The sequence below is a fragment of the Streptomyces boncukensis genome (assembly GCF_011045075.1).
Lineage (GTDB): Bacteria > Actinomycetota > Actinomycetes > Streptomycetales > Streptomycetaceae > Streptomyces > Streptomyces boncukensis.
Genome location: NZ_JAAKZZ010000875.1, coordinates 1 through 1829, shown reverse-complemented (window position 1 = coordinate 1829; position 1829 = coordinate 1). Strand labels below are relative to the sequence as shown.

The 1829-nt window shown below is 71.1% G+C and carries 4 protein-coding genes; all 4 read left to right on the top strand.

The window, feature by feature from the left end:
- A partial coding sequence (locus G5C65_RS36575; protein ID WP_206442676.1) for a SpdD-like protein occupies nucleotides 1-232 on the top strand: 232 nt, incomplete at its 5' end.
- A complete protein-coding gene (locus G5C65_RS36570) occupies nucleotides 232-465 on the top strand; it encodes a hypothetical protein (RefSeq protein WP_165303347.1) in 234 nt (77 codons plus the stop codon). The genes G5C65_RS36575 and G5C65_RS36570, both read left to right, overlap by 1 nt.
- Before the next feature lie 96 nt (nucleotides 466-561).
- Nucleotides 562-762, top strand: coding sequence for a hypothetical protein (locus G5C65_RS36565; protein ID WP_165303346.1), 201 nt, complete (start codon nucleotides 562-564; stop codon nucleotides 760-762).
- Nucleotides 762-1829, top strand: a 1068-nt coding sequence (locus G5C65_RS36560) for a DNA cytosine methyltransferase (RefSeq protein WP_165303345.1), incomplete at its 3' end; no start/stop codon positions are given. The genes G5C65_RS36565 and G5C65_RS36560, both read left to right, overlap by 1 nt.

Here is a 1829-nt window from a genome sequence, read left to right as displayed (position 1 = left end):
CAGCACCCCGGTGCCACCACCGACCGCGACACCCGCGCCGCACCCGGCCCGCCCGGTGGTCCAGGTATCGCCCGCATCCGTGTGCACGGCCGTGGGCGGCGGCACCGTGGCACTCGTCGTCATCGGCGCCGTGCTGGTCTCCATGCTGCTGGCCATCGCCTTGAGCGCCATATCGGTGGCGATCTGCGCGCTGGTCCTCCGCTCCCTCACCAGCCAGGAAAGGCGACGCTGATGATCGTGAACAGCAACATCCACCTCACCACCGACACCCGTATCCACTGCTACGTCTACGGCACGGACGCCCCGCCCATCCTGGCCATTGACGGCCCGGACGGCTCCGTCAACGTCTCCGTCTTCATCAACGAGCCTGCGGCCGTTCACGCCGACGTGACCCACGCCCTGCTCGCAGCAGTGCGCGAGTACGCGAACGCGATGGAGATCTACACCGCCGCCCACCACCCGTAACCGACCCCCCGGGGCGGCCCAAAGCCGCCAAGCACCGTGCCGCCCCGGCGGGCCTTGCACCTTCCCGATCCAACCGACCCGAAAGGAAACCCCATCATGCCTCACCCCCTGCCTCCTGGCGTCCGCCGCTGCCCGCACTGCGGCGGTTTCGCCGCTGTCGCCGTGGACACCGGCCACCGCCACCCCGACGGCACCCGCAAGACTCTCCACGCCCTCTGTCCCGCCTGCCGGGGCACCGGCCACGCCCCCGCCCACTCCGCGCCGATCCCCGCTGAGGGCTCGGAGGTGAGGGTGTGATGGAGAATCACAGTTCCTCCGAGACCTTCGCCGTGCTCGACCTGTTCGCCGGCCCCGGCGGCTGGTCCGAGGGCCTGACCAGGCTGGGTCTGCGGGATGTGGGTATCGAGATCGATGCTGCCGCGTGCGCGACCCGCGCCGCCGCCGGTCACGCCACCATCCGCGCCGATGTCACGACCTGTCCCACCGCCCCGTTCGCCGGCCGGACGGTCGGGCAGGTCCACTCTCCGGTGTGCACCCCATACTCCGGCGCCGGCAAGGGTCTCGGACTCGACGACCTGGAACACGTCCACCAGGCCGTGCACGATCTCGCCCAGGGCCGCGACACCCGCACCCACCACGCTGCCTCGTGTGCCGATCCCGCCTCGATCCTGGCTGCCGAACCGATGCGCTGGCTGTACGACCTCCGCCCCCGGTGGGTCGCGATGGAGCAGGTGCCCCAGGTACTGCCCCTGTGGCGGCAGTACGCCCAGGTGCTGCGCGGCTGGGGCTACAGCACCTGGACCGGCGTGCTCAACGCCGCCGACTACGGCACCCCGCAGACCCGCAAGCGCGCAATTCTGATCGCCTCCAGGACCCGCCCGGTCACCGCGCCGGCTCCGACGCACACCGAACATCCGCGGGGCGCCGACCTGTTCGGCGAGTCCCTGCCCGGCTGGGTGTCCATGGCCGGCGCGCTGGGCTGGGACACGGGCGTCCAGGTGGTGACCCGCGGGGACCGCAAGACCTCGGGCGGCAACGTCTTCTGCGCCGATCGCCCCTCCTGGGCCCTGACGGAGAAGACCCGATCGTGGGTGCTGCGCCACAACAGCCAGAAGAACGCCACCATCCGCCCGCTCAGCGCGCCGGCCGGGACCCTCTTCTTCGGCCACCACCTCAACGAAGTGGTGTGGACCGACGGGCAGGACAAACGGTCCATTACCGAGTCCGAGGCGGCCGTCCTCCAGACCTTTCCCGCCGACTACCCCTGGCAGGGTGCTCGCACCAAACGCTTCGAGCAGATCGGCAACGCCGTACCCCCGCTACTGGCCGCGCACATCATCGCCACCACCGCCGGCCTCCCCACC